The sequence below is a fragment of the Halobacillus litoralis genome (genome assembly GCF_020524025.1).
Classification (GTDB): domain Bacteria; phylum Bacillota; class Bacilli; order Bacillales; family Halobacillaceae; genus Halobacillus; species Halobacillus litoralis_D.
The window spans coordinates 73,846-98,762 of record NZ_JAIVKN010000002.1 but is presented as its reverse complement, the minus strand read 5'-3'; the positions used below and the strand labels follow the sequence as shown (position 1 = coordinate 98,762).

The 24,917-nt window shown below is 40.0% G+C and carries 30 protein-coding genes; 23 read left to right on the top strand and 7 right to left on the bottom strand.

The features are described from left to right. Positions 1-38 precede the first annotated feature (38 nt). Complete coding sequence (gene murB / locus LC036_RS07240) at positions 39-959, bottom strand: UDP-N-acetylmuramate dehydrogenase (RefSeq protein ID WP_226580361.1); 921 nt, start codon at positions 957-959, stop codon at positions 39-41. 247 nt (positions 960-1,206) lie between these two features. Here murB and LC036_RS07235 point away from each other — a divergent pair, with 247 nt between their 5' ends. The 3 genes from LC036_RS07235 (at position 1,207) to LC036_RS07225 (ending at position 4,390) form a co-directional block, all read left to right on the top strand. Further along, positions 1,207-1,365, top strand: coding sequence for a DUF1540 domain-containing protein (locus LC036_RS07235; protein ID WP_226580358.1), 159 nt, complete (start codon positions 1,207-1,209; stop codon positions 1,363-1,365). Between the two features lie 205 nt (positions 1,366-1,570). Further along, on the top strand, positions 1,571-3,268 hold the full coding sequence (gene ilvD / locus LC036_RS07230) for a dihydroxy-acid dehydratase (RefSeq protein WP_226580354.1): 1,698 nt from the start codon (positions 1,571-1,573) through the stop codon (positions 3,266-3,268). A 540-nt stretch (positions 3,269-3,808) separates the two neighbouring features. Next, positions 3,809-4,390 carry a histidine phosphatase family protein gene (locus LC036_RS07225; RefSeq protein ID WP_226580351.1) on the top strand — a complete coding sequence of 194 codons (582 nt, stop codon included), beginning with the start codon at positions 3,809-3,811 and terminating at the stop codon, positions 4,388-4,390. A 30-nt stretch (positions 4,391-4,420) separates the two neighbouring features. Here the strand turns inward: LC036_RS07225 and LC036_RS07220 are convergent, their stop codons facing one another. Both LC036_RS07220 and LC036_RS07215 read right to left on the bottom strand, forming a co-directional pair. Beyond that, the gene (locus LC036_RS07220) at positions 4,421-4,828 is read right to left on the bottom strand and encodes a VOC family protein (protein ID WP_226580347.1); all 408 of its coding nucleotides are present in this window, start codon (positions 4,826-4,828) and stop codon (positions 4,421-4,423) included. Between the two features lie 64 nt (positions 4,829-4,892). Continuing rightward, positions 4,893-5,447 carry a flavodoxin family protein gene (locus tag LC036_RS07215; protein WP_226580344.1) on the bottom strand — a complete coding sequence of 185 codons (555 nt, stop codon included), beginning with the start codon at positions 5,445-5,447 and terminating at the stop codon, positions 4,893-4,895. 160 nt (positions 5,448-5,607) lie between these two features. Here LC036_RS07215 and LC036_RS07210 point away from each other — a divergent pair, with 160 nt between their 5' ends. From LC036_RS07210 to hpaB, 4 genes are all read left to right on the top strand, one after another. Beyond that, positions 5,608-6,489, top strand: coding sequence for a LysR family transcriptional regulator (locus LC036_RS07210; RefSeq protein WP_226580342.1), 882 nt, complete (start codon positions 5,608-5,610; stop codon positions 6,487-6,489). A 347-nt stretch (positions 6,490-6,836) separates the two neighbouring features. After that, a complete protein-coding gene (locus tag LC036_RS07205; protein WP_226580339.1) occupies positions 6,837-6,953 on the top strand; it encodes a YhfH family protein in 117 nt (38 codons plus the stop codon). A gap of 110 nt (positions 6,954-7,063) precedes the next feature. Further along, positions 7,064-8,359, top strand: a complete 1,296-nt coding sequence (aceA, locus tag LC036_RS07200; protein ID WP_226580337.1) for an isocitrate lyase — start codon at positions 7,064-7,066, stop codon at positions 8,357-8,359. Positions 8,360-8,467: 108 nt separating this feature from the next. Then, the gene (hpaB, locus tag LC036_RS07195; RefSeq protein WP_226582440.1) at positions 8,468-9,913 is read left to right on the top strand and encodes a 4-hydroxyphenylacetate 3-monooxygenase, oxygenase component; all 1,446 of its coding nucleotides are present in this window, start codon (positions 8,468-8,470) and stop codon (positions 9,911-9,913) included. 12 nt (positions 9,914-9,925) lie between these two features. Here the strand turns inward: hpaB and sspL are convergent, their stop codons facing one another. Continuing rightward, positions 9,926-10,060 (bottom strand): small, acid-soluble spore protein L, encoded by a 135-nt coding sequence (gene sspL / locus LC036_RS07190; protein WP_226580334.1) that lies wholly within the window; start codon positions 10,058-10,060, stop codon positions 9,926-9,928. A 131-nt stretch (positions 10,061-10,191) separates the two neighbouring features. On the opposite strand from sspL, the gene LC036_RS07185 reads away from it, so the two are divergent. From LC036_RS07185 to LC036_RS07170, 4 genes are all read left to right on the top strand, one after another. Continuing rightward, positions 10,192-10,413: a YozQ family protein gene (locus LC036_RS07185; protein WP_226580331.1), complete on the top strand. Its 222-nt coding sequence runs from the start codon at positions 10,192-10,194 to the stop codon at positions 10,411-10,413. Continuing rightward, complete coding sequence (locus LC036_RS07180) at positions 10,406-10,663, top strand: alpha/beta-type small acid-soluble spore protein (RefSeq protein WP_226580328.1); 258 nt, start codon at positions 10,406-10,408, stop codon at positions 10,661-10,663. Before LC036_RS07185 ends, LC036_RS07180 begins: the two co-directional genes overlap by 8 nt. A 284-nt stretch (positions 10,664-10,947) precedes the next feature. Continuing rightward, positions 10,948-11,544: a serine/threonine protein kinase gene (locus LC036_RS07175; RefSeq protein ID WP_226580325.1), complete on the top strand. Its 597-nt coding sequence runs from the start codon at positions 10,948-10,950 to the stop codon at positions 11,542-11,544. 100 nt (positions 11,545-11,644) lie between these two features. Beyond that, positions 11,645-11,884 carry a hypothetical protein gene (locus LC036_RS07170; protein ID WP_226580322.1) on the top strand — a complete coding sequence of 80 codons (240 nt, stop codon included), beginning with the start codon at positions 11,645-11,647 and terminating at the stop codon, positions 11,882-11,884. 34 nt (positions 11,885-11,918) lie between these two features. Here the strand turns inward: LC036_RS07170 and LC036_RS07165 are convergent, their stop codons facing one another. Beyond that, the gene (locus tag LC036_RS07165) at positions 11,919-12,677 is read right to left on the bottom strand and encodes a TrmB family transcriptional regulator (protein ID WP_226580319.1); all 759 of its coding nucleotides are present in this window, start codon (positions 12,675-12,677) and stop codon (positions 11,919-11,921) included. A 132-nt stretch (positions 12,678-12,809) separates the two neighbouring features. Here LC036_RS07165 and LC036_RS07160 point away from each other — a divergent pair, with 132 nt between their 5' ends. The 9 genes from LC036_RS07160 to LC036_RS07120 all read left to right on the top strand — a co-directional run bounded on the left by LC036_RS07160 (position 12,810) and on the right by LC036_RS07120 (position 19,333). Further along, positions 12,810-13,973, top strand: coding sequence for an MFS transporter (locus LC036_RS07160; protein ID WP_226580316.1), 1,164 nt, complete (start codon positions 12,810-12,812; stop codon positions 13,971-13,973). A gap of 186 nt (positions 13,974-14,159) precedes the next feature. Next, complete coding sequence (locus LC036_RS07155) at positions 14,160-14,342, top strand: YfhD family protein (protein WP_226580314.1); 183 nt, start codon at positions 14,160-14,162, stop codon at positions 14,340-14,342. Positions 14,343-14,528: 186 nt separating this feature from the next. Next, entirely contained in the window at positions 14,529-15,428 is a 900-nt protein-coding gene (locus LC036_RS07150) for a glycine betaine ABC transporter substrate-binding protein (RefSeq protein WP_226580311.1), read from the top strand. 466 nt (positions 15,429-15,894) lie between these two features. Beyond that, positions 15,895-16,701, top strand: coding sequence for a VLRF1 family aeRF1-type release factor (locus LC036_RS07145; protein ID WP_226580308.1), 807 nt, complete (start codon positions 15,895-15,897; stop codon positions 16,699-16,701). Between the two features lie 124 nt (positions 16,702-16,825). Further along, positions 16,826-17,131: an antibiotic biosynthesis monooxygenase family protein gene (locus LC036_RS07140; RefSeq protein WP_226580305.1), complete on the top strand. Its 306-nt coding sequence runs from the start codon at positions 16,826-16,828 to the stop codon at positions 17,129-17,131. Further along, positions 17,128-17,496, top strand: a complete 369-nt coding sequence (locus tag LC036_RS07135) for a hypothetical protein (protein WP_226580302.1) — start codon at positions 17,128-17,130, stop codon at positions 17,494-17,496. Before LC036_RS07140 ends, LC036_RS07135 begins: the two co-directional genes overlap by 4 nt. Positions 17,497-17,501: 5 nt before the next feature. Continuing rightward, positions 17,502-18,161 carry a B12-binding domain-containing protein gene (locus LC036_RS07130; RefSeq protein ID WP_226580300.1) on the top strand — a complete coding sequence of 220 codons (660 nt, stop codon included), beginning with the start codon at positions 17,502-17,504 and terminating at the stop codon, positions 18,159-18,161. Continuing rightward, the gene (locus LC036_RS07125) at positions 18,148-18,912 is read left to right on the top strand and encodes an STAS domain-containing protein (RefSeq protein WP_226580298.1); all 765 of its coding nucleotides are present in this window, start codon (positions 18,148-18,150) and stop codon (positions 18,910-18,912) included. Before LC036_RS07130 ends, LC036_RS07125 begins: the two co-directional genes overlap by 14 nt. Positions 18,913-19,126: 214 nt before the next feature. Next, entirely contained in the window at positions 19,127-19,333 is a 207-nt protein-coding gene (locus LC036_RS07120) for a copper ion binding protein (protein WP_226580295.1), read from the top strand. A 25-nt stretch (positions 19,334-19,358) separates the two neighbouring features. Here LC036_RS07120 and LC036_RS07115 read toward each other — a convergent pair whose 3' ends face one another. Together LC036_RS07115 and LC036_RS07110 are read right to left on the bottom strand one after the other, a co-directional pair. Further along, entirely contained in the window at positions 19,359-19,688 is a 330-nt protein-coding gene (locus LC036_RS07115) for a spore coat protein (protein ID WP_226580293.1), read from the bottom strand. Positions 19,689-19,699: 11 nt separating this feature from the next. Next, positions 19,700-19,963: a hypothetical protein gene (locus LC036_RS07110; protein ID WP_226580291.1), complete on the bottom strand. Its 264-nt coding sequence runs from the start codon at positions 19,961-19,963 to the stop codon at positions 19,700-19,702. Between the two features lie 204 nt (positions 19,964-20,167). Between LC036_RS07110 and LC036_RS07105 the strand changes: the two genes are divergently transcribed. From LC036_RS07105 to LC036_RS07095, 3 genes are all read left to right on the top strand, one after another. After that, positions 20,168-21,085 carry a proline dehydrogenase family protein gene (locus LC036_RS07105; protein WP_226582437.1) on the top strand — a complete coding sequence of 306 codons (918 nt, stop codon included), beginning with the start codon at positions 20,168-20,170 and terminating at the stop codon, positions 21,083-21,085. A 231-nt stretch (positions 21,086-21,316) separates the two neighbouring features. Continuing rightward, positions 21,317-23,716: a 3-hydroxyacyl-CoA dehydrogenase/enoyl-CoA hydratase family protein gene (locus LC036_RS07100; RefSeq protein ID WP_226580288.1), complete on the top strand. Its 2,400-nt coding sequence runs from the start codon at positions 21,317-21,319 to the stop codon at positions 23,714-23,716. Positions 23,717-23,737: 21 nt separating this feature from the next. Further along, entirely contained in the window at positions 23,738-24,913 is a 1,176-nt protein-coding gene (locus LC036_RS07095) for an acetyl-CoA C-acetyltransferase (RefSeq protein ID WP_226580286.1), read from the top strand. Positions 24,914-24,917 lie beyond the last annotated feature (4 nt).

Genomic DNA, 24,917 nt, shown 5'->3' with positions numbered 1-24,917 from the left:
AAGCGAGGACAGCCATTATCGGCTGTCCTCGCTTTTACTTATTCTTTATCTTCTCCGATAATGCGGACTTCTCTTTCTAAATCAACACCAAACTTCTCTTTAACGGTTTTTTGAACATGTTCGATTAATGAAATATAGTCAGTGGTGGAGGCATTGTCTTTATTAACAATAAACCCAGCGTGCTTCTTAGAAACTTCTGCACCACCAATGTTCGTGCCTTGTAAATCGCTGTCTTGAATTAGTTTTCCTGCAAAATATCCAGGCGGCCGCTTGAATACACTTCCGCATGAGGGATACTCAAGAGGCTGTTTCGATTCCCTTTTATAAGTTAAATCATCCATAACAGCTTTAATTTCTTCATAATTGGCTGGTTTTAAATTAAATGTAGCTTCTACAACAATATCCCCACGATCAGGAATGTTGCTTGTACGGTAATCAAGGTCAAGCTCAGAGGCCAGCCTTTTAACTAATTTACCGGATTTGTCAATGACATAGGCATAGTCAAGAACGTCCTTGATTTCGCCGCCGTATGCTCCTGCATTCATATACAAAGCACCACCGACGGTCCCAGGAATGCCACATGCAAATTCGAGGCCGGATAAATGTTTTTCCAATGCATAGCGGGAGGCGTCAATGATTCGAGCACCGCTTTGAGCGACTACAGTATGGCCATCAGAACTAATGTTGTTCAAATACTTTAAATTTATGACAATGCCGCGAATTCCACCGTCTTTAATGATTAGGTTTGACCCATTGCCAAGTAAAGTAAAAGGGATGTCGTCCTCATTTGAAAGCTTCACGACATTTTGTACCTCTTCATAGCTGGTGGGAGTTATAAAAAAGTCTGCTTTCCCCCCAAGTTTCGTGTACAAGTGGTCTTTTAACAATTCATCTACTTTCACATTGTCACTTTTGACGAGTTTTAATAATTTATTGTGAATTTCCGTTTTTCTATCCATGAACATCAGTCCTATTATTTGTTGTATATTTTTTAAACAGAAAGCTTTCTGACACATGGTTTGTTTTTCATTAGTTTATGAACAAACAAACAGTAAAGTTCTTCTTCCAGCAAGCACGTTTCTTATTTTATCATACATTCTCCTAGTCCTTGAGGATGAATTTCGATTATGGGAATACAGGGCATTTATGTTAGGTATAACTCTTATGGACATAGAGAAAATAAAACCTGTAGGGAGGTGTGGAACAATGGCACTGGATGTACGTTGTGAGGTTCAGAACTGTGTTTACAATCGCAATGGTGTTTCCTGCGGGGCTGATGAAATCTTTGTAGTCAGTCACAAGGGAAGTCGTGCGAGCCACAGTGAAGAGACGGATTGTAAGACGTTTAAACCTGCAAATGTGTAAATTCACCACCCTATATAAAGAAGGTCTGCTCTTAAGAGCAGGCTTTTTTTCTTTTTTTTCCCAAAGAGAAAGCGCTTAAACAAGAGGGAAAGTTCGATATATTCAGAAAAGTCATTGCCAAGACCTCTTCTTGTTAGTATCATCATGATAAGTTGTTTTTACTTTATTGAATCAATCATTTTTTTATTAATGTGAGGTGTCTGGGATGGAAAAGACGAATAAAGATCTTAGAATAAAAAGTAAAGTCATCAGTGAAGGTGTCAATCGAGTCCCAAACCGGTCGATGCTTAGAGCTGTAGGGTTCACAGATGAGGACTTCCAAAAACCAATGATCGGTATTGCGAGCACCTGGAGTGAAGTCACTCCCTGTAATGTACATATCGATAAGCTTGCAAGAGAAGCGAAGAGTGGAGCCGGTGAAAACGGCGGCGCCCCGATGATTTTTAATACAATAACTGTAGCCGATGGGATTGCAATGGGACACGAAGGAATGTTTTATTCATTACCGAGTCGTGAAGTCATTGCAGATTCTATTGAAACGGTAACAAACGCAGAGCGGCTTGATGGTATCGTTGCCATTGGAGGCTGTGATAAAACAACTCCCGGCTGCTTAATTTCAATTGGTCGTTTAAATATTCCATCTGTATATGTATATGGTGGGACAATTCAACCTGGTAAATTAAACGGAGAAGATATTGATATTGTTTCTTCTTTTGAGGCGGTTGGACAGTATCATGAAGGACAAATTAATGAAGAGCAGCTTCATAAGGTAGAGTGCCATGCATGTCCGGGGGCAGGTGCCTGTGGAGGAATGTATACGGCAAATACCATGGCCTCTGCTGTTGAAGCATTAGGTATGAGTATTCCTGGATCTTCCTCAACTCCAGCGGTTAATGACTACAAAGAAACAGAATGTAAACAAGCAGGTGAACTTGTCATAGAACTCTTGAAGAAAGATATTTATCCAAGAGACATTATGACAAAGGAAGCATTTGAAAATGCAATTACAGTTGTTATGGCGCTAGGTGGATCGACAAACGCATTTTTACACCTTTTAGCCATCGCTCATTCTGCAGGAGTGGATCTAGAACTCGATGATTTCGAACGAATCAGACAAGAAGTTCCACATATTGCTGATATGAAACCAAGCGGTAAGTATGTAATGCAGGATCTTTATGAGAGCGGCGGCGTACCGGCTGTGATGAAGCTGCTTCTTGAAGAAGGCCTCCTTCATGGAGACTGCTTAACAGTTACAGGAAAAACGGTTGCAGAGAACCTGGCTGAAGTTCCTTCTCTCAAAGAGGGACAGAAAGTGATTGTTCCTTTTGATCAACCAATTAAACCTAAAGGGCCTTTGGTCGTTATGAAGGGAAATCTAGCTCCAGAAGGTGCAGTAGCTAAAATGTCTGGTCAAAAAATCAGCCGTTTCGAAGGACCTGCAAAGGTATATGACAGCGAAGATGAAGCGACAGAAGCCATCGTCAGCGATGAAATTAAAGCGGGGGATGTGCTTGTCATTCGGAATGTTGGTCCTAAAGGTGGACCGGGTATGCCGGAAATGCTGTCCATTACCGCAATGATTGTAGGTAAAGGTCTAGGTGGTAAAGTAGCCTTGTTAACTGATGGACGCTTCTCGGGAGGATCGCACGGATTCGTAATCGGCCATGTTGCACCGGAAGCAGCCGTTGGAGGGCCGATTGGCTTACTTCAAAACGGAGATACGATTACCATTGATAGTGATACACAACAAATTAACTTTACTGTCAGCGATGAAGAATACGAGCGTCGCAAAGAGGAATGGAAACGTCCTGAACCTAAACATAAGACAGGAGTACTTGCCAAGTACGCCCGGCTCGTATCCTCTTCTGCTAAAGGAGCAGTAACAGATTTAGATTTAGACTGAGGATTGAAGGAGACCACTCTTCGAAAGTGGTCTCCTTTTTTTAGTAGCCTCTTTCAAGTTGTTCTCTTATTGGTTCATAGAGAAAGGTATCTTTTTAATTTTTGGCTCTGATAAAGTAAGTTGATTTAAGCCTCTTATATCGAAAACTAGAAGCGGAAATATGTTTACTTGGATGGGGCCGTTACGTTTGTTGAACGAGGGGACTGGGGAACGTCTCGCTTTCCACAGGCTCAGTTCACAAGGGAAGTTCGATTAAGTTCGGCACGTCAATAGCCAACATCGAACCACCCTTCATCGTTCAGGACCGGAAAGCGAGTCGTTTCCCGGCCCGCCTTTTACTCAACGAGCGGAAATTTTCTCGCAAACTCAATTCTTGAACAAACCTAATATTAAATAGCAACACTGAACTTTAACAGAGCATGATTATTAATGCAGGTCTGTCTTCGTTTAATTATCTTTATGTAGTGACTCTCCCTTAGATTTAGAATCAAAAGGGTTTATCTTCATGCATATAGAATTTTAAGAGGGGAGGTTGGTTAAATGACAAAGATAGCGTTTATACGACATGGGAGTACATCCTGGAATAAAGAAAAGCGGGCGCAGGGAAGTTCCGATATCCCATTGGACTATGACGGTAAAGAAGAAGCTGTAAAATTGGCAGACAGGCTGAAAGATGAATCTTGGGATCTATTGTACTCCAGTCCTTTAGGAAGAGCGAAACAGACAGCTGAGGAGATTAGCAGGCGGACCCATCTTAAGGTTCATTTTGACCCGCGTTTGAGAGAAGCAGGCGGGGGACAGATTGAAGGAACAACAGAGCAGGAGCGGGTGGCCCGATGGGGAGAAGGATGGAGGTCACTCGATCTTGGATGGGAGCCCCGGGGAAGTGTGATCAAGCGTGGGGTGGAATTTATAGAAGCAATGCTGGATAAACATAAAGGCAGTAACATCCTTGTGGTGAGTCATGGCGCTTTAATCGGGCATCTATTAAGAGAGTTGGACAAAAAAGAGGACCTCCTACATGATGATCATATGAAGAATACATCGGTCTCCGTAGTCATGCATGAGGGTGGATCCTGGACTTTTAATGAATACAATTGTACAAAGCATTTGGAAGGATAAAAAAAGCGGCTCGAAGTTGAGCCGCTTTTTTTATCCTTTTGTATAATTCAAATCCCATACGATATTAAAAGGATCCTGGACTTTTGCATAAGTAGCTCCCCAAAAGGTGTCTTGAAGTTCCATCAGGACTTTTCCACCATTGATTAAACGATCATAATAGATTTGAATTTCTTCATGGCTTTCTACTTCTAATACTAGAGATACCTGCTCCCCGATTTGCACAGAAGGGCCAAATGAGTCAGAAACCATAAAAAACAGCTCATCCTTTTTAAATCTGGCATGCAGGATACGGTCTTCTGTACCTTCAGGGATGTCCATATCCGCTTCACCAAATGTCTGAACGCTGCTGATCTCTCCCTCAAAAACAGTCTTGTAAAAGTTAAGTGCCTCTTTGGCATTACCAGGAAAAATGAGATAAGGGGTAGCCTGCTTCAACATAGAGTCCATCTCCTCTTAAGTCAATTTATTCTAATTTTAATTATATGTCAGAATTTAACTCAAGTTAAGAGGGAACACTTAGGTTTCTTAATGTCTGATTCCAAGTGTTCATTTTATCCAGAGCAAGGGGATCTTCTTTGATTTCACCAGGTTTAACAGCATGACCAATGACGTAATCGATAAAGCTCATACCGACAAAGTCGAAAATGTGGCCAAACTGTTGAATCATAGGCAGACCTGTAATGTACGGGTTGCTTCCTCCGGCAGTAATGACATAGGCTTTCTTCCCTTTTACTTTATCTTTGAATTCAAACCGTTCATCACGCATGTATTGAGACCATCGATCAAAGAATAATTTCATCTGACCAGTCATGCCAAACCAGTAAATGGGACTCACAAAAATGATGAGGTCATGATTTAAAAATTGTTCAAGCAATGCCTCATAATCATCATCTATGGGAGAGAACCCTTCTTCTGTGTGGCGCATATCAGTGATTGGTTCAATATGATAATCATTTAAGCGAATTTGAGTATGCTCAACATTCTGCATCGCCTGGTTTAAAAGGAACTCTGTGTTTCCGTTTTCTCTAGAGCTCCCAATTATTGTAAGAATCTTCATTTTACTCCTCCTTAAAATGACTTTATCTAATTAAAACATCATCTATTCAGGCTGAATCGTTTTATTAAAGGTTCTATAAAAGTGTATCATGGATTGTATTATTAATAATAACTATACTTATCTATATCAGTTATTGTAATTATTGATGGCGGTGAAAAAAATGGACTTATCTTATTTCTATACATTTCAGGAAGTAGCTAAATGGGGCAGTTATACACGTACTGGAGAAGAATTGGGTTATGCTCAGTCAAGTGTCACTACACAGATCAAGAAATTAGAGAATCATTATGGTGTTAAACTTTTTGAAAGATCAGGTCAACGTATGCGTCTAACACAGTCTGGAGAAGAGCTTCTTTTTTATGTGAAACAAGTGACAGATCTGATGAAAGAAGCAGAAAATAAACTTTCCACAAAAGACCGGATGAGGGGTACGGTTAGGATTGGAACAGTCGAATCATTAGCCGCTTACTTTATATCCCGTTCCTTAAAAACGTTTAAACAGAGGAATCCAGATCTCAGAATTCAGCTGGAGTCAGGACTTTGTCCTAATCTTAAAGAAGGAGTATTAGAAAGTCACTACGACCTTGCCGTCATTCTTGATGAAGAATTTCGTCATTCATCTCTTACAACGATTCCATTAAAAAAGGAGAAGATGGCTATGGTCAGTTCACCTAGTCATCCACTTGCCGGACTAAAAAGGGTCCCGCTTACAAGGATTGAGGATGAAACACTTATTCTTACTGAAAAAGACTGTTCTTACCGAAACAGTTTAGAGCGTTTACTCAGGGAGAAGGGAGTGGAATCACGCTCTGTTATTTCTTTTACCAGTCTTGAAGCCATTAAGCAGTGTGTAATTGACGAACTTGGTATTGCAATGCTCCCGGAGATGACGGTCAAAGAAGAAATCAAGCGTGGACAGTTATGTACGTTAGAGTTTAATCATGAAGAAATCAGTCTGCATGTACAAATTATTCATCATAAAAAGAAATGGCTTTCTCCTTCTTTAGAAACATTTATTCAGCTGCTCCGTGAGAGAAAGTGAGTGTTTGATTATACTTTTGCCTCGTCCTCAATTGAGGACGAGGTGGAAAATATCCCCCAAAGTAATTCATTATCCCCCTTCCCATCCTCCAAGGTTCCTGCTTCAAAAAATCAGTTCAAAAAACATAGAAATTATATTCAAATAAAACAGAAGGTAATTGTACGAGAAAGCCTATGTATAGGGATTCGTGAAAAGATCCAGTACATGAAAAGATCTCTTTCTTTACTCAGTTAAAGCCTATTTGTAAAAAATTTTCAGAAAACGGTTGCAATTTTCTGCGATGCACAGTAAACTGTACCATAACAGATAAACAAAATGATTTCTGTTATAACAAAGGAGGAGCTAAAATGAAAAAACAAAACAATGTAAAGGTTGCCTGCCCGCAATGTGGATCGGAACAAGAAGGTCATTTTTATTCTTATATGATGGAATGCGATCGCTGTCTATCTAAGAAAGAGGAATAGTTTCAGTTTTGTAGTAACTGTTATATATCAGGGTTGTAATTTTATTTTTTAGTATATAACAACGGTGAGGTTTTCTAAGTATATGGTCAATAAAAAAGGGGATGAAATGAATGGAAAAACGAGTGCAGGCATTACGGGAAGAATGGATGGATGAGAATCGGTGGAGCGGAGTAACGCGTCCTTATCAACCGGAAGATGTTATCCGGTTGAGAGGATCTATGGATATTGAATATACTTTAGCCGAGAAGGGTTCCGAAAAACTTTGGAAGCTGTTACAACAAGAGGATTATGTTCATGCGCTTGGTGCATTAACTGGAAACCAGGCAATGCAGCAGGTAAAGGCTGGGTTAAAGGCCATATACTTAAGCGGTTGGCAGGTAGCTGCAGATGCGAATCTCTCTGGTCATATGTATCCGGATCAGAGTTTATATCCAGCGAACAGCGTACCTCAAGTTGTTAAGCGAATCAATCAGGCGTTACAACGCGCAGACCAAATTCATCATATGGAAGGAAATGATGAGATTGACTGGTTTGCACCGATTGTAGCGGATGCGGAGGCTGGATTTGGCGGACAGCTGAACGTTTTTGAATTGATGAAGGGGATGATTGAAGCAGGTGCATCAGCCGTTCATTTTGAAGATCAGCTTTCTTCTGAGAAGAAATGTGGTCATCTCGGTGGAAAGGTGCTCTTACCTACTCAAACAGCTGTACGGAATTTAATATCCGCTCGTTTTGCTGCCGATGTGATGGGTGTACCAACAATTATTATCGCTCGAACAGATGCAAATGCAGCGGACTTGATTACGAGTGATGTAGATGATGAGGACGCTCCATTTCTGACAGGCGAACGTACAGCAGAAGGTTTTTTCAAGACGAAGGCTGGACTCGATCAAGCTATTGCTCGAGGACTTGCTTACGCACCATACGCTGATCTGGTATGGTGTGAAACATCAGAACCTAACTTAGAAGAAGCACGTCGTTTTGCTGAAGCGATTCATGAACAATTCCCTGGGAAATTGCTTGCGTACAACTGTTCACCTTCATTTAATTGGAAGAAAAAATTAGATGATGAAACAATCGCCAATTTCCAAAAAGAATTAGGAAAGATGGGATATAAGTTCCAATTTGTTACTTTGGCTGGCTTCCATGCTTTAAATCATGGAATGTTCGAGCTTGCCCGTCAGTATAAAGATCGAGGAATGGAAGCTTATTCCGAGTTACAGCAGGCAGAATTTCAAAGTGAAATTCATGGATACTCGGCTACCAGGCATCAGCGGGAAGTTGGAACGGGTTACTTTGATGAAGTAGCTCAAGTGATTTCAGGAGGTACCTCTTCTACAACTGCTTTAAAAGGTTCAACAGAAGCGGACCAGTTTACTACAGAAACAACTACATCTTCATCATAAAAAAACCGCCCTTCCGGGGCGGTTTTTTTCATCGGACGAGGTACAAAAAGGAAACAACATAATATCGTATGATATCTACTACTTTTGGGTAGTAACGGGAGTGATATCATGCCGATTATTACCGGAGAAGACTATAAGAAGCGTATTGATTCACTAAAGTCCGAGGTTTGGTTCGCAGGGAATCAGATAGAAAGTAAGATCTCCGCCCATCCAGCCTTTCGCGGAGTGATTAAAAGTCAAGCTGAACTTTATGATCTTCAAAATGATCCTGGTCTTAAGAAGGAAATGGTTTTTGTGTCTGAGACAACAGGCAGTGAAATCGGACTGTCGTACTTAATACCAAAAAGCAAAGAAGATTTAGCAAAAAGGAGAGAGATGATTCAGCATTGGGCCAGGCATTCGGGCGGACTAATGGGGAGAAGCCCGGATTATATGAATACCGTGCTCACCTCTTTTGCGGCGTCTTTAAGTGTACTTGAAGAAGAAGAGAATTGTTATCCAGAGCGCTTATTAAAAATATATGAGGATGCAAGGGAAAAAGATTTATCGTTTACACACACATTTGTAAATCCTCAAAATAACCGTTCCAAACTTTCATTTCTAGAACAGGATATAACAAATGCCCGCATCGTTGACCGTAATGAAGAAGGGCTGATTATACATGGTGCAAAGCTTCTTGCCACTCAAGGAGGCATAACGGATGAAATATTAGTCTTTTCTTCCCCGGGAGTTCAAGACAGTGCACACTCTTATGGTTTTTCTATTCCCAGCAATACCAAGGGAGTAAAATTTATATGCAGGGAGTCATTCGCCCAGGCAGGTTCTGTGTATGATTACCCATTGTCTTCTCGTTTTGAGGAAATGGATTCGATCGTGATTTTTGATCGTGTCCTCGTGCCTTGGGATCGTGTTTTTCTTCACGATAACATTCGAGCGGCTACTAATTTATATGCGAATGGAAAATTCATCCCTTTCACTCTTCATCAAATTGCTTCAAGACAGATTATTAAGACTGAACTCTTATTAGGAATTGCACAGAAAATCGTTGATACCATCAATATCAGTGACTATCAACATGTGAAAAGTAAAGTAGCAGAAATTGTGAAGGGTCTGGAAACAATGAAGGCTCTGGTATTAAAATCCGAATATGAAGCAGGTGTAGATTCTTCAGGGGTTGTTATTCCACAGAAACAGCCACTTTATGTTGCTGTGAATCAATTCCAGGAATTGTATCCAAGGTTTGCAGAGATTATTCAAATCTTAGGTGCCAGTGGTATGATGACTATTCCTGCTGAGGAGAATTTTAATACTCCCATTGGCAGTCAGCTTAAGCACGTTCTTCAGGGGGTAGAAGTGGACGGCAAAAACCGGGTCGCTTTATTCCGCTTAGCCTGGGATATGACTATGAGCAGCTTTGGGTCTAGACAGACGTTATATGAACGGTTCTTTTTTGGTGATCCGATCCGTCTTTCTCAGACTATATACCAGACTTATGATGATTCAGATTCGCAAAAGTTAGTGGGAAGATTTTTAAGCAAAAAAGCTGACCAATAAAAGTCAGCTTTTTTAACGTTTTGTATTACTCTTTTTGGCTTTTTGTTCTAGTTGAGATTCAGGCTGCTGCTCTGCTGCATCTTCGGACAGGCCCTGTGGGTTCACAGAAGATGTTTTTCTTTTATGTGAATTACTTTTCTTACTCATCAAGAAGCACCTCCTGTTACATAGTTTGCAGAGATTCTTTTCTTTTATCCCAAATATAAAAGAAGGAAAAAGGTTCAAGAATGGGAAAGGCGAATGTGCAAAAACTAAGAAAGATGAGAGGAGGGAAAGCCATGAAGAAAAACAGAAACTCATCGGAACACAGACAGAATAGAACGTTAACTAATTCAAAGGCGGATGAGGGATTAGCCATTACGCAGGAACAAGTTTCGGATATGTGGGCAGAAGGAACTTATGATGCTAAAATTGATGAAGTTGACGAAAATGGGAACTTACTCAGCCATGAAGGGGAAGCTATTAGAAGAAATCGGGGAAAGGGGCATCAGAATGGCTAAAAGGAATAAACTGCTTGTTCCAGAAGCCCGGGCGGGACTGGATCAACTAAAAGCCGATCTTTTAAACTCATCAAGCCCCGAAAATACGAAGTATGAAGTGGCTAAAGAACAAGGAATTCCATTAAAAAAAGGCAGCAACGGGGAATTGACTACACGTGAAGCTGGTAAGATTGGCGGCCAAATTGGCGGACGTATGGTCAAAGAGCTCATTCGAAGAGCCCAACAGCAAATGGAGAATGATCATAAATAAAGAGGCGTACTTCACGCCTCTTTTTTTTATGCTTGTTCAATCAAACAAAATCATACGTTCACACTTCACCTCGCTCCACTTTTTGACTACTTTGTGATTAATAGCTGGATCTAAAGCATTAGAATTTTTAAGAGTACTGGTGCGATGAATGTTTTAAATCAACTTCGTTAAACAAAAGAAGCGGTGCCTTTCGATATCGGAAGAGGATTGAAAAAATGCTTCTTTCTTTGTGATATTTGGTATAATTATAAATATCAAAGATTTTTTCGTAGAGGAGAATCTTTATGGCGAGGATCCAGCAATTGGTTAAAGAAGTACAGTTTAATGGTGTCCGCCCCACACATATCCCTGCCTCTTTTCAACTTGTTGGACAGGGGAGAAGCGCAGCCGTCTTCCGCTTAGAGCATACAAATATGGCTGTGAAAGTTTTCTATCCACCTTATAAAGATTTAGCTGACGTTGAAGCAGCTGTTTATAACAAGCTGAATAATCATAAGTTCTTTCCAGTTTTTTATGAAAAAGGGGACGGATTTCTAGTCATGGAGTACGTAGAGGGGATCACCTTCTATGATTGTTTGATTAAGGGAGTTCCCATTACTGAGAAGATGGTTCTGGAAGTTGATGCCGCCTTAGAGTTTGCCGGCAGTCTTGGTTTTAATCCGTCTGATACACATTTAAAGAACATCTTACTTACATCAGAAGGACAGGTAAAAGTCATTGACGTTGTTCGATTCACACAGGAATTTGACTGTCCTCATTGGCGCGATTTAAAAAAGGCCTATGAAGCGTTTTATCAAAGGAAATATATTCCTAAGAGGTACCCGCGATTTTTGATCGAATTCATTATTCGGCTGTACCGAAGACGCCTGCTGCCGATTTGAATGTTTTACTGTGTTTCATCTTCCATTATTCTGGGAAACGATTTAAGCAGAAGGATAGAGAGCCCTTCATAATTAAATCAAAAGGAAGGTGGAGGAAGAAATGACACAGTATCGATTAAGTGATGTGGATGTAGGTAAAAACTACAAAGCAAAAGAATTGGATAGCTTTGTATCGACTAGTGATGTCGTAGTTCTTTCCAATAATGAAGCACAATTATTCACAGACCCTGAACGGGAATACAAAGTTGTAGACTCGTTTGAAGGCTTCTTCGAACATTCCAGTGAAGATGGAGAGAAATATTTTCGCGAGAAAAAAGCATATATAGTGGAAAAAGTATAAAAAATGTCCGTCCCTTTAAAAGGGCGGACATTTTTTAATATCGTAATTTCATAAGGGTTTCTTTAATGTCTTCATCAGCCATTAATATCGAATGATATTTTTTGGTGATCTCAGTAAGAGCTACATCATGATGGAAGAATTCTGTGAAAAATTTCACCAATGGTCGTGATAGTGTGTGAATGCCTTGAAAGTAACCTTTTTCCACACCTGCAAACAAAATCTCCTTTCCGTCAATAATGATTAATTTATGACGCTCAAGTGCTTCATGCTTCTCATCCGGGAGGAGGACATGAGCTTGCAGATTTTCCATTTCTAACTTACCAATGGAAAGGATTTCGACCTTTATCCCTCTTTCATGTTGATCCTTAAGCAGCGGAAGGAGAGGGGCTAGTTCATCATTCCAGCCCGTAATATAAATGCTATGGGCTGCTTTTAATAACAGCTCCTTCAGTAGAGATGTAATAGTCGCATCATTTTGAAGCGTCCATACGCGTTCATCTGATTCGGGGAGGTGGTATTCTGCGTTTTTCATTTCCTCGATATTGGCTTCAAATTCTGCTGTCAATTTTTCAATCGTCGTTTCCAGAGGAAGTGCGGCATAGAGTTTCTTTTTTTCATGGAAGGAAGTCAAAATTAATCCCTTTTCCACAAGTCGATGCAGAACTTCATAAACCTTAGACTTCGGAACTTGTGAATATTTCACAATTGTTGTCGCATCCAAGGGCTCACTTTTAGCTGTTAAGACTTCAAAGACCTGGCTCTCATATTGTGTGAAACCGAACTTTTGTAACATGATTGACCTCTTTTCTTACCTATCTAATTTTAGAATACATGGAAAGCGTCATGGCGTAAACATTTCCTCTTGTTTTCTGAAGTTTTAGTGGTTACCATTATAGTGGTAACCAAAAAGAGAGGATAATTATGAATGAATAAAAAAGTTTATCTTTTGGCTGTAGTTGCTTTTGTCGTTGGTACAGTTGAATTAATTATTGGGGGAATATTAGATTTAGTTGCCGAGGATCTGGGGGTTTCATTAGGCAGAGCGGGATTGCTGATCACCATCTTTTCGTTAGTTTTCGCTGTAGCGTCACCAGTTTTATTAACAGCTACAGCTAAATTTGATCGCAAAAAGTTAATGTTGGTAACTTTAGTTACTTTCTTTGGTGGGAATTTGCTTGCCTTTTGGAGTCCCAATTACTCCACGATCTTAACCGCAAGAATATTTACAGCAGCAAGTGGTTCATTACTTGTTGTCTTAGCGGTGACAATGGCTTCCGCTGTAGTTGAAAAAGAATACCGTGGAAGAGCGATCGGAACAATTTTTATGGGCATCAGTGGTTCGCTTGTCCTCGGAGTTCCTATCGGATTAACGATAGGAAATGCATTTGGATGGAGAGCACCTTTTTTGTTAATCAGCGTATTAACATTGCTCTCTTTCATAGCTGTTGCTGTCTCCATGGAAAATATCAAGCCGAAACCTGTGATCTCACTGAAGGAACAGGTGAAGACGCTGAAAAACACAAAGATTTTTTCCGCGCAGATGACTTCTTTCCTTTTTTTAACAGGTCATCTTGCATTATATGCCTATTTAACGCCTTTTCTGAAGTCTGAATTAGGGTTGAACGGTACATGGGTAAGTATCGTCTACTTCATATTCGGTGTAGCAGCAGTCTTAGGTGGCGGTGTCGGAGGATTCTTGTCGGATAAATTTGGGTCAGAAAAAAGTATTATTGGTATTATCTCTGTTTTTGCTTTAGCTATTTTCATGATTCCTTATGTCACCTTCTCACTTCCTCTTTTCTTAGGCGTTATGGTTATTTGGAGTGCTCTGAGCTGGGCTGTAACACCTGCGCAGCAAAATTATTTAATCACATCGGCTCCTGAAACATCAGATATTCAGCAGAGTTTAAATAATTCTGCACTGCATATGGGAATTGCTTTTGGTTCTTCTATCGGAGGAATTGTAATCGAACAGTCTTCTGTTATTCATAACGCAACTGTGGGGGGCGGATTTGTTATATTAGCCTTAGTTACAGCTATCTTTTCCATTACAAGGGAGCAGGAAGCTGTGAAGAAAGAAGCTGCCTAATGTTGAATTATAAAGCCCTGTCTTGAGAAGAGGCAGGGCTTTTTATGGTTCCTTATTCAATATATTTTCCATCTCATAAGTTCATCGAATCCATTTATATTACCAATAAGAATGAAACGGGACTAAACGAATATTCCCCTGTTGTATACACATACTAGGTGTGTTCAATTAAAGGAGGGGAATTCCATGGGTAGAGACGAACACCGTAAAGGTAAAGGAAAACAAAAACGTAAGCTTCCACAAACGCCTAAGAATCAAAAACAGGCGAACATTGATGTTGAGTTCTCTGAAGAACTGGCAGATAGAGACGATAAAATTGCTGAAGAGAGAGCAAAAGCTGCCGATCGACGCGCACATAAAAAGCAATAAAAGATAAATAAACACTCCCAGGTTGGATCCTTTTCTAATCTGGGAGTGTTTTGTTGAGTATATTCCATTAATATATTCTATACAGTTTAAATTGTTTTTACTAAATTAATTCCATGGTATAATTAATACCTGTGTTTTTTGAATTATCACTTAATGAGGCCATTATACATAGAGGAGGGCGATTGAATGGAACAATTGCGTAAATGGTTACTCGTACTTTTCAGCGGTCTTTTAATCCTTCTAGCTGCCTGCGGAGATCCGGAAGAAGAGGCATCTAAAGGGGACGAAAGTGATGAATCTTCTGAAGATAAAAGTACAATTACTATTGGAATGAATAATTGGGCAGAGAATGTTGCCGTTTCGAATATGTGGAAGCTCATCCTTGAAGATGAGGGTTATAACGTTGAGTTGAAACAGGTGGAAAAAAGTTATTTATATGAAGCTCTTTCCAGCGGGGATTTAGATATTGGCACAGAGATTTGGCTCCCAACGACAGATCAACCTTTCTATGAGGAATATAAAGATAAGATTGACTGGCGTGAAACATGGTATGAAGGAACGAAAATCGGCCTGGCCGTCCCCTCTTACATGGAAGATGTGAACAGCATTGGGGACTTGAAGGACTATATTCAAATTTCTGACAAGCAAATCATAGGCATTGCGGCAGATGCAAGTATCATGAATCTTACAGAGAAAGCAATTCAAGAGTATAATCTCGACTACTCCCTCCTGCTTTCTTCAGGTGAATCTACTATGATTAAAGAAATGAGAAGTGCCATTGAAAATAAAGAACCAGTGGTTGCCACCCTTTGGAAGCCTCATTGGGTATTCGGTGAACTGGATTTAAAATTATTAGAAGATCCAAAAAACGTGTACGGGGATTCTGATAGCATTTCTTATGCCACTCGTTTAGGTATGGAAGAAGATTATCCTGAAATAGTGAAATGGTGGGATCAATTCATGCTTAGTGATGAACAGTTGGAAAGTTTAATGTTATCTATAAATGAATCAGAAACTAGAGAAGAAGGCGCTCAGAAATGGATCGATAACCACCAGGACCTCATTGATGAGTGGACAAAAGAATAAATAACTCGACCTGCTTGTTTTAGCAGGTCTTTTTTGTTTCTTACGTTGTCCTCTATCCCAGTTCTGTGGTTCAGAGCGCAATCTTCAGGTATTAATAGAGGAGAGGGAGAAGGAGAAGGAGAAGGAGGAAAACATCTGAATATTACTCTTTTTTGAACAATCTCTGCTCACTCCATTGAATGGTAAGTGCTCTCTCGCTCTTTTCTACCCACCAATAGGTATAATAGCAAATCCATTGAATCAGGATTAATGAGTATTATTATAATCGCTGTAATTGTCGCTCTTTTCGTCTTGTATTGATGGTACAGAGGAAGAAGAGGAACATTTCTTAATAGAATGCTACAGTTAGAAGCTGAAATAAGGTCCATAAAACAGGAAGGTGAAAGAAAACGAGTTTAACTCCTTCTCATTCAGGAAACATACGTTATAGAAGTTATTCTTAACTATTGAAAGGAGTCGCTGTTTTATGGACTTGAATAAGGAAATAAAGAAATTAGAACAAGTACACTTAGAAAAACCACAAAAAGTATTCACTATGTATTTAAACACCGACCCTTCTGACCCTGATCAACAAGGTGGAGAATGGAAAATTCATCTAAAAAATGGATTAAATAATTTTGAATCCTACTTACAGGAAGATGGAGATTCTGATGAGAAGAGAAACTATTGGGCTGTGAAGGAAAAAGTAGAGCAGTTCATTGAAGAAAACGAACAGCATTTTGCAAAGAGCGTTGTTCTGTTCGCTACTGGAGATGAAAGTGTCTGGTTTGCTGAACGTTTTCAAATGCCTGTGAAAACGGAATTTTATTGGGAAGAAACACCTGTTCTCGATCAACTGAAAGAAATGCATAACCGTTTTCCTAAAACAGGGGTTGTTCTTACTCAAAAAAATCAAATTAAGTTGATTGATGCAGAGCTTGGCACCCTTAAAGATACTCAACTATTTGAATTAGATTTAAATACTGAAGACTGGAGACAACACCAGGGTCCGCACCGTGCTCAACCATCTATGGGTTCCGGCGGGGCTAAAACTTCTAAAAAAGATGAGTATGATGAGAGATTTGAAGCCAATCGGTACCGCTGGTATAAGAGTGTAGCCCCTAAGCTTGATAAACTGGCAAAAGATTATGGCTGGGAACGCTTCTATCTAGTTGGTGACAAAGAGGAGCTTAGAGATCTCCAGGATAATATGAATAAAGAAGCGGAAGATATGGTTAATAAAAATCTTCTTGATCATGAAGAAATGCATGTCCTTGAAGAGGTAGTAAAATAAATGTGAAAGGCACTGGTTTTCTAACCAGTGCCTTTTTTATGAGGAGAATCTTAACATTATACAGAAATCTTTCTTGTATGATAAAATACTATATAATGAAAACATTTAGATAGGAGAATCTTTCATGTTCGTTGTAGATTCCAAAGTCGTCGTTCCTGAACATAAAGCAGACGACTTAATTAACATATACAAAAAGCGTTCTCGGCTGGTGGATGAGGCAGAGGGCTTTCTATCTTTTCAGCTTTTACAGAACGATCGGAAACCGGGTGAATTGACGGTCCATCTTGAGTGGGAATCCAAAGAGGCTTATCTTAAGTGGGCGCGTAGTGAACAATTCAAAAAAATTCATGAGCTTGAAAAACAATATCCTGATCAAGAATTGCAGGGGATTGTGCCCACGGTGAAAAAGTATGAGGTGGTAGCTACATGAAGACATCGGAGCAGGAAAGAATCGTTCAATTAGTTACAGATGAAATATATGAAGCCTACCCTTTTCTTATAGAGAAGTTCGGCCAAAACGGAAGAGATCGTACGGAAGAAGACAATCACCACCATTTAGATCACTTAGCAGCTGCCTACGAAATGAATAGTGCAGCTTTCTTTATCGATTATACGAACTGGCTGAATAACGTGTTAACCTCAAGAAATGTCCCAACCTATTTAATCATTGATAACTATGAGCGGCTTATACGCCTGCTTGGACAAATAACATTAGAAAATGAAAATGAAAAAAGAGTATATATTGCTTATTTGGAACAAGCACTTGAACACCTGCATACTCTATCAAAGAGGTGAATGTATTGGATCGGCATCATGAACATTTGGCCCATTTATTCTTAAATGGAGACGAAGAGGAAGCAGTTGAGTATACCAAACAACTATTGAATAAATATCCCAGGGCTTATCTTTATGAAGATATATTGACTCCTGCTATGTATTACATCGGTGAGTTGTGGGAAAAAAATGAAATTTCTGTAGCGGACGAGCACCTGGCTACAGCGATTTGTGATTTTGTTTTATCTAAATTAGATGCAGATTCTTCTGTTGTTAAGCGTAGGAATCAAAAGAAATACAAAGTGATTCTATTTGGTGTTGAAGAGGAGCAGCACTATATAGGCTTAAAGATGGTGGCGGATACTTTTAAAGACCAAGGCTGGCGGGTGAGGTACCTTGGACCTGACCTTTCCATTGAACATTCTCTTGTGCAAATTGAGAAATACCGGCCTGACGTTATAGGTATATCAGCGGCTTTATCTTATCGTTTGTCGACCATCAAGAAGTTAATTGAACGTTTCAGACATTTGGAATGGCAGCCCCTTATTATGGTGGGGGGGCGTATGGCATCCCAGTTTGATTTAGGAGCGTTTGAATCAAAGCAGGTTATGGTCGTGAGAGACCTTGGGCATCTTCATCAATGGTTTAAAGAGGGAAGGGACGAAGCGATTAATGAAACGAGTTGAGCGGTCTTTCCCTTTACCCCATTTTACAATTAACAAGAATTTTATGATCCAGACACACTCTGAAGAATCTGAAAAAAAGCTTGGAGTAAGAGAGCATTTATTGGATTTTTTCGATGAGGAAAGTGTGGTGAAAATAAGAAAATGGGTAACGCCGGAAGTACAGAAAGTCACTCTGGAAGCCCATTTAAAACCTTATGGGGAAAAGAACGCCCCTGTTCCATGTGACCTCCATGTTAAGTGGGATAATGATTTACATGCTGAGGTGCTTATTCTTACAAAAGATGAGCAGATGGAGAAAGTTACAAAGACTATGGATCAATTGCGCTCCCGTCTTAATGATACGAACTTTCAATTATTAGAGGAAAAAGAAAAGCTTGAGGAAGCAATTCAGCATGCTAATCATTTATCTGCTCCCTTCATATCTCTCACTTCGAATACAGCTTTAGTGCCTTTATTTGGTGATATTACAGAAGAAAAAATGTATACAGTTGAAAGTCAGTTGCTCCATTCATCCCAGCAGGGTGATATTGATCAAATCTTATTTGATTTTACAGCTGTTGGAACACTTGAACGAGAAGGAGCTCAAGTCTTAAAAAACATTATGACTTCCCTCAATTACATGGGTTCCCACATTAGTATAGTGGGGGTGCGTCCTGAACAGGTGAAAAACATTCAAGCCATGCAGTTCCCTCCCCAAATTCAATATATAAATACGTTGCAGCAAGCCATTAAAAAATATTGCAGCGAGTAAAAGATGTCCGCAGCCGGACATCTTTTTTTGGTTCTACAATTTGTACATTCCGTGATTACTTTGCTTACTAAACAATCCAGTGCCGGATTTCATCGTTTGTTCTCATAAATGGAAAAGTGGAGTTAGTTTTTGTCTCTTTCGTGGAATAGGAGAGTAAGGTCACCAACTTATTCATGGTGATAGATATAAAATACACAGAATGGGGTGCTCAACAATGGAAATTACTTTGGAAGTGAACGGAATGAGTTGTGAACATTGTGAGAAAACAGTAAAAGATACTGTAGGAAAGTTAGAAGGTGTCCATGGAGTAGAAGTGTACTTGGATAGTGGAAAAGTAAATGTCGCCTACGATGAAGCATTTGTGAGTAAAGGATTAATTAAGGAATCCATTGAAGCTCAAGGCTATGAAGCGGTAGGATGAAAACCCGGCTGTCAGCCGGGTTTTTTTATTGTAATGGATAAGGAAACTGGGTTTGATAGCCGGAAAATTTTTGATAAGCCTGATCCAGCTTTTGTGTTTCCTCCTGTTCTAAGCCATACCATCCATTTTTGAACATTAGGTTGTATAAGTTTCTTTGGCAATCCTGAGTTTCTTTAAAGATAGTAGCTAAATCCTGATATATCGTCTGGTTACTTGCTTCATTCAAAGCAATATTATAAGAAGCAGTCATATACTTTTCTGTTGTCAGCTGATCATTAATAAAATCTCTTTCGTTCATTTGAGGCGTTTGAGGGACGTTCGTTTCAGGGTTTTGGATTTTTTGATTTTGATTCATAACCATCCTCCTCAGTTAGGTTTATTCGCTTGATTATTCAAGTGTTGAAGAATTTTATTATAGTGACGCTGATGCATTTTCCCCGCTTCTTCTAAAGCTGTTTTTATTTCAGGGGTCTGGCAGTTTTGAGCATAGAAATGTGCCTTCTTGCATGCATTCAAATTCCAGGACAGCATATCTGAGATATAAAGCTGGTCTTTAACCGTAACAATATTTGGAGCTTGAGCCATAGGCTGAGCTTCTTTTATGGGTGATTGATTCTGCTGTTGCTGCATAAGAGGGTTCCTCCTTTTTATTAGTCACAATTAGTATGACCACTGGTAATATTTCTATCATCATATAGGAAAAAACATTGGAAAATGTCGAAGAACAGATAATTTTTTCACCTTCCTTAGAAAGAAATGATAAGATAGGATTATAAAGAAGACTGAAAATTTAGATTTGTGTAGTTCCATTTGATTATGGGGAGGGAGTTAAAGATGGAACGGCTGCTTAGAAACTTTTTTCTTTTTCTTTCTAAAAATCGATTGTTCACAAAGTTAGCCAAGAAGTATGGGTTACGATTTGGTGCGGGGAAGTTTGTTGCAGGTGTTTCTGTACCGGATGCAGTGGATACAATTAAGCAGTTAAATAATCAGGGGATGTCAGTAACAATCGATCATTTAGGTGAATTTATCGACAGTGAATCAGAGGCTCGAGAAGCGGCAGATGGCTGTATTGAAGCGATTAAGGCAATTGCTGAACATCACCTCGATTCGCAATTGTCTTTGAAGTTGACATCCATGGGTTTAGATATATCCGAGGAGCTTGTGATGGAGAATATGAAAAGGATCCTGGATGTAGCTGAAGAAAAAGAGGTTTTTGTTACACTTGATATGGAAGATTTTGATAGATGCAGTCAGACGATCGACATTTTTAAGAAGCTGCGTCAGGATTATGAACATATTGGAACAGTCCTCCAATCTTATCTTTACAGGACTGTTGAAGATATTGAGGAACTGAATGATTACAATCCTAACTTAAGGTTGGTAAAAGGTGCCTACAAGGAGTCTCCTAAAGTTGCGTTCCCTGACAAAAGCGATGTAGACGAAAATTTAAAGAAGATCATCCGTATCCATTTATTAAATGGTAATTATACAGCTGTTGCCAGTCATGATGATAAAATTATTGAATATACCAAAGAATTAGTTAAGAAAGAGAACATTTCTACAGATCAATTTGAATTTCAAATGCTCTATGGAATACGAGTTGAAAGGCAGAAAGAATTAGTGCAAGAGGGCTATAAAATGCGTGTTTACGTTCCTTATGGGAATGACTGGTATGGTTACTTTATGAGACGACTTGCTGAAAGGCCTGCGAATGTCGCCTTTGTCCTAAAAGGAGTTTTTGGAAAGTAAAGGGTGCTCGTTACACTGAGCACCTCTTATTAATGGAGTGACACGATCTCTCTCTGAATCATAAATTAACTAAATAGCTGCTGTGAAATGAAAATTAGAAAGAATTATGAAGAAAAGGATTGCGAAATGTCTGAAAATATTTTATATTATATTTAGATACGAATTAGTCGTACTTATTTTTTTGGGCCTAAAATGAATGAGTATTCATTCAAAGAGATAGGGGGAGAAATAATGACTCACAAAATTAAACGTGCAGCTGTACTTGGCTCTGGTGTTATGGGAGCAGGAATAGCCGCACATTTAGCAAATGTAGGGATACCTACAATAATGATGGATATAGCACCACGGGAATTGACTGAAGCAGAGGAAAGAAAAGGCCTTACTTTGGAAGACAGAATGGTTAAAAACAGAATTGCTGCAGGCAACAAAAAAGCTTTGCTTAAGCAGAAGCCATCACCTTTAACAAGCAAAAAAAATCTCGATCTTATCGAAGTCGGCAACTTCTCGGATGACATGGAGCGCTTAGGTGAAGTGGACTGGGTCATTGAAGTTGTTGTAGAGAACCTGGATATTAAGAAAAAAATACTGGCTGATGTTGATCGTTATCGAAAAGCACACGCTATTGTGAGTTCGAACACATCTGGAATCTCGATAGAAGCGATGTCTGAGGATTGCAGTGATGAGTTTCGTAAGCATTTTCTTGGAACACATTTCTTTAATCCGCCTCGCTACTTAAAGCTTTTAGAAGTAATACCGACCAAGGACACATCTCCTGAAGTATTGTCTTTTATGAAGACCTTTGGAGAAGATGTGCTCGGTAAGGGCGTAGTAGAAGCTAAGGATACTCCGAACTTTATTGCTAATCGTATCGGAACATATGGTCTTTTAATTACAGTTCAGCAGATGCTTGAAAAAGGATATTCAGTCGGCGAGGTCGATTCTGTTACTGGACCGATGATTGGGCGCCCTAAAAGTGCTACCTTCCGGACATTAGATGTTGTGGGCTTAGATACTTTTATCCATGTAGCTAACAACGTTTATGACCAAGTAGAGGGAGAAGAGAAAAAAGCATTTGAAGTTCCAGGATTTATGACAGCTATGTTGGAAAAAGGTTGGCTCGGATCAAAAAGCGGCCAAGGTTTCTTTCTTAAGCAGAAGGGAGAAAAGGGAAGTGAGATCCTACAGTTAAACCCTGAGACCTTGGAGTATGAAGCCAGGGGTAAATTAAAAACAAAAGCCACAGAGATGGCTAAACAGCAAAAGGGATCCAAGCGAAAATTGAAAGCACTTATAAATGCAGAAGGAGATCGTGCTGGAGACTTGGTTTGGTCTGTAGTGAAACCCGTTCTGATTTACTCGGCAGAACTTGCTTATGAAATTGCTGATGATCTTCCGTCCATCGATGAAGCCATGAGATGGGGATTCGGATGGGAGTTAGGACCATTTGAAATGTGGGATGCCATCGGAGTAAAAGCATCAGTTGAACGAATGAAGAGTGAAGGCGAAAGTATTCCACAATGGATTGAAACGATGTTGGAAAGTGGAAATGATTCTTTTTATAAAAAGGAAAATGGAAACGTTTACTATTATCATGACGGAGATTATAAGCAATACTCCTTCAATAAGAAAAATATTAATTTAAAACGAATCAAAGAAACAAAAGAAGTTATTAAGAAGAATGCTGGTGCCAGTCTTATAGATTTAGGAGATGGTGTAGCCGGTTTAGAATTCCACTCTCAGAGTAATGCGATTGGTTTGGATATCGTACAAATGATCAACTTTGCGATCGACCATGTGGATGACCATTTTGAAGGGCTTGTCATAGGGAACCAGGCCAAGAACTTCTGTGTAGGTGCCAACCTGGGCATGATCCTTATGGAAGCGCAGGATTATAACTTCTTTGAAATTGAGATGGTAGTGAAGAATTTCCAAGATAGTATGATGAAGCTGAAATACTCGGATAAACCAGTAGTAGCCGCGCCGTTTGGAATGACACTTGGTGGTGGAGCAGAAGTATGTTTACCTGCCGATGCAATTCAGGCTTCCCAGGAAACTTATATGGGTCTTGTTGAAGCTGGTGTCGGGCTGATTCCTGGTGGCGGAGGAAACAAAGAACTTTATATCAAGCATTTGAGAAATATTCCAAAAGGGCTGGATATGGACTTACAAAAAGTTGCAAACAGTGTCTTTGAAAAAATAGCTATGGCTAAAGTATCCACTTCCGGAGAGGAAGCTAAAGAGAACGGTTTCCTTGATCAAATGGATGGTATCAGTGCAAATGCTGATCACCTCTTGTATGATGCCAAACAAAAAGTGCTGGGGTTAGCACGGTCTGGCTATACGGCTCCGAAACGAGCGTCTGTTCCAGTTGTAGGTGAACAAGGTTATGCTACGATGCTTCTCGGTGCAAAATCACTCGCACTGAGCGGATTTGCAAGCGAACATGATCTTAAAATCGCAGAAAAGCTTGCTTTCGTTTTAGCTGGAGGTCGATTGAAGCAGGGGACTCTTGTAGATGAACAGTATTTGCTGGATCTTGAACGTGAAGCGTTTCTAAGTCTTGTTGGTGAGCCTAAATCCCAGTTAAGAATGCAGCACATGCTCATGAAAGGGAAGCCTTTACGTAATTAATCACAGGGGAGGGGAATGAACGTGAGAGAAGCAGTTATAGTATCAGGGGCTCGTACTCCGGTAGGTCGTGCGAAAAAAGGAGCGCTTGCTCATACGCGTCCGGATGATCTTGCCGCACTGACAATAAAAGAAACGTTAAAAAGAGCGAATAATTATGAAGGAAATATAGATGACGTCATTATCGGGTGTGCGATGCCTGAAGCAGAACAAGGAATGAACATGGCTAGGAATATTGCTGGTTTATCGGGTCTCCACCACAAGGTGCCTGCGATTACCATTAATCGGTATTGCTCATCCGGTCTGCAAAGTATCGCCTACGCTGCTGAGAAAATTATGCTTGGACATAGTGATACCGCGATAGCTGGAGGGGCAGAATCTATGAGCCTTATCCCGATGGGCGGGCATGTAATCAAACCTAATGTTCAATTAGTGGAACATGCGCCTGAGTATTATATGTCTATGGGACATACAGCAGAAGAGGTAGCCAATCGTTTTACGATATCAAGGGAAGATCAGGACGCTTTTGCTGTACAAAGTCATGAGAGAGCAGCACGGGCAATTCAAGAAGGTAAATTCCAGGATGAAATTGTCCCTGTAGAAGTAACGGACCGCAATCTCGGACCAGATCACAAAGTTCATGAAACGAAGAAGACATTTTCAGTGGATGAAGGTGTGCGTCCAGGCACAACAGCTGCTGTGCTTGGAAAACTCAGACCAGCTTTTTCTACGACAGGATCCGTGACAGCTGGGAACTCTTCGCAGATGAGTGATGGTGCAGCTTCTGTATTAGTGATGGATCATGAAAAAGCCAAATCGGAAGGCCTTACACCACTAGTGAAATTCCGTTCATTCGCAGTTGCAGGTGTTGAACCTGAGATTATGGGAGTAGGACCGATAGAAGCAGTACCCAAAGCACTTAAAATGGCAGGCCTTTCTATATCCGATATTGGTCTCTTCGAATTAAATGAAGCTTTTGCTTCTCAATCTCTTCGTGTGATCCGTGAGCTTGGCCTGGATCCTGAAAAGGTAAATGTTAACGGTGGTGCTATTGCTCTTGGGCATCCCCTTGGATGTACAGGAACAAAACTGACGTTAAGCCTTATTCACGAAATGAAGAGAAGAAATGAGCAGTTCGGAGTGGTGACCATGTGTATTGGTGGAGGAATGGGAGCTGCCGGCGTTTTTGAACTAATATAAAATG

What these genes read in the sequence shown, in the direction of transcription:
- murB (WP_226580361.1), bottom strand. Translation starts at nt 959, where the DNA reads ATGGATAGAAAAACGGAAATTCACAATAAATTATTAAAACTCGTCAAA.
- LC036_RS07235 (WP_226580358.1), top strand. Translation starts at nt 1,207, where the DNA reads ATGGCACTGGATGTACGTTGTGAGGTTCAGAACTGTGTTTACAATCGC.
- ilvD (WP_226580354.1), top strand. Translation starts at nt 1,571, where the DNA reads ATGGAAAAGACGAATAAAGATCTTAGAATAAAAAGTAAAGTCATCAGT.
- LC036_RS07225 (WP_226580351.1), top strand. Translation starts at nt 3,809, where the DNA reads ATGACAAAGATAGCGTTTATACGACATGGGAGTACATCCTGGAATAAA.
- LC036_RS07220 (WP_226580347.1), bottom strand. Translation starts at nt 4,828, where the DNA reads ATGTTGAAGCAGGCTACCCCTTATCTCATTTTTCCTGGTAATGCCAAA.
- LC036_RS07215 (WP_226580344.1), bottom strand. Translation starts at nt 5,447, where the DNA reads ATGAAGATTCTTACAATAATTGGGAGCTCTAGAGAAAACGGAAACACA.
- LC036_RS07210 (WP_226580342.1), top strand. Translation starts at nt 5,608, where the DNA reads ATGGACTTATCTTATTTCTATACATTTCAGGAAGTAGCTAAATGGGGC.
- LC036_RS07205 (WP_226580339.1), top strand. Translation starts at nt 6,837, where the DNA reads ATGAAAAAACAAAACAATGTAAAGGTTGCCTGCCCGCAATGTGGATCG.
- aceA (WP_226580337.1), top strand. Translation starts at nt 7,064, where the DNA reads ATGGAAAAACGAGTGCAGGCATTACGGGAAGAATGGATGGATGAGAAT.
- hpaB (WP_226582440.1), top strand. Translation starts at nt 8,468, where the DNA reads ATGCCGATTATTACCGGAGAAGACTATAAGAAGCGTATTGATTCACTA.
- sspL (WP_226580334.1), bottom strand. Translation starts at nt 10,060, where the DNA reads ATGAGTAAGAAAAGTAATTCACATAAAAGAAAAACATCTTCTGTGAAC.
- LC036_RS07185 (WP_226580331.1), top strand. Translation starts at nt 10,192, where the DNA reads ATGAAGAAAAACAGAAACTCATCGGAACACAGACAGAATAGAACGTTA.
- LC036_RS07180 (WP_226580328.1), top strand. Translation starts at nt 10,406, where the DNA reads ATGGCTAAAAGGAATAAACTGCTTGTTCCAGAAGCCCGGGCGGGACTG.
- LC036_RS07175 (WP_226580325.1), top strand. Translation starts at nt 10,948, where the DNA reads ATGGCGAGGATCCAGCAATTGGTTAAAGAAGTACAGTTTAATGGTGTC.
- LC036_RS07170 (WP_226580322.1), top strand. Translation starts at nt 11,645, where the DNA reads ATGACACAGTATCGATTAAGTGATGTGGATGTAGGTAAAAACTACAAA.
- LC036_RS07165 (WP_226580319.1), bottom strand. Translation starts at nt 12,677, where the DNA reads ATGTTACAAAAGTTCGGTTTCACACAATATGAGAGCCAGGTCTTTGAA.
- LC036_RS07160 (WP_226580316.1), top strand. Translation starts at nt 12,810, where the DNA reads ATGAATAAAAAAGTTTATCTTTTGGCTGTAGTTGCTTTTGTCGTTGGT.
- LC036_RS07155 (WP_226580314.1), top strand. Translation starts at nt 14,160, where the DNA reads ATGGGTAGAGACGAACACCGTAAAGGTAAAGGAAAACAAAAACGTAAG.
- LC036_RS07150 (WP_226580311.1), top strand. Translation starts at nt 14,529, where the DNA reads ATGGAACAATTGCGTAAATGGTTACTCGTACTTTTCAGCGGTCTTTTA.
- LC036_RS07145 (WP_226580308.1), top strand. Translation starts at nt 15,895, where the DNA reads ATGGACTTGAATAAGGAAATAAAGAAATTAGAACAAGTACACTTAGAA.
- LC036_RS07140 (WP_226580305.1), top strand. Translation starts at nt 16,826, where the DNA reads ATGTTCGTTGTAGATTCCAAAGTCGTCGTTCCTGAACATAAAGCAGAC.
- LC036_RS07135 (WP_226580302.1), top strand. Translation starts at nt 17,128, where the DNA reads ATGAAGACATCGGAGCAGGAAAGAATCGTTCAATTAGTTACAGATGAA.
- LC036_RS07125 (WP_226580298.1), top strand. Translation starts at nt 18,148, where the DNA reads ATGAAACGAGTTGAGCGGTCTTTCCCTTTACCCCATTTTACAATTAAC.
- LC036_RS07120 (WP_226580295.1), top strand. Translation starts at nt 19,127, where the DNA reads ATGGAAATTACTTTGGAAGTGAACGGAATGAGTTGTGAACATTGTGAG.
- LC036_RS07115 (WP_226580293.1), bottom strand. Translation starts at nt 19,688, where the DNA reads ATGAATCAAAATCAAAAAATCCAAAACCCTGAAACGAACGTCCCTCAA.
- LC036_RS07110 (WP_226580291.1), bottom strand. Translation starts at nt 19,963, where the DNA reads ATGCAGCAACAGCAGAATCAATCACCCATAAAAGAAGCTCAGCCTATG.
- LC036_RS07105 (WP_226582437.1), top strand. Translation starts at nt 20,168, where the DNA reads ATGGAACGGCTGCTTAGAAACTTTTTTCTTTTTCTTTCTAAAAATCGA.
- LC036_RS07100 (WP_226580288.1), top strand. Translation starts at nt 21,317, where the DNA reads ATGACTCACAAAATTAAACGTGCAGCTGTACTTGGCTCTGGTGTTATG.